The following is a 331-nucleotide window of genomic DNA, read 5'->3' as shown; positions in this document are numbered from 1 at the left end:
CGATCGTGGCGGCGCCGATCGCGGCGCGGATCTGCCGCATGGATTTGCGCACCGCGTCGAGGAAGGCGCGGCTGGCGTTCTCCATCAGGTGCCAGCGGTCGGCGACCTGAATGGCCTGCGGCAGCGCCTTGGCCGTGGCCACGGCGTAGCCGCCACCGCGGTCGCGGGCGACAACGGCGATCTGCGGCTGGTCCGAGAGCCAAGCCTGTGCCGTCGCCGGCTCGCGGTCAGGAAGCAGGGCAATGGTCTTGCGCCGCTCCAGGTCGCAGATGATGGTCCCGTAGCGCTGGTTGCGCCGCCACGCCCAGTCGTCGATCCCGATCACGGTCGG

1 protein-coding gene is annotated in these 331 nt (G+C 71.3%); it reads right to left on the bottom strand.

The window, feature by feature from the left end; translation table 11 throughout:
* Nucleotides 1–331: transposase (locus FFK22_RS42430; RefSeq protein ID WP_143957067.1), on the bottom strand; the 331-nt coding region annotated here is incomplete at both ends.

Origin of the sequence: Mycobacterium sp. KBS0706, assembly GCF_005938675.2 — a bacterium.
Taxonomy (GTDB): domain Bacteria; phylum Pseudomonadota; class Alphaproteobacteria; order DSM-16000; family Inquilinaceae; genus Inquilinus.
This window is presented reverse-complemented; position numbering and strand designations above follow the sequence as displayed.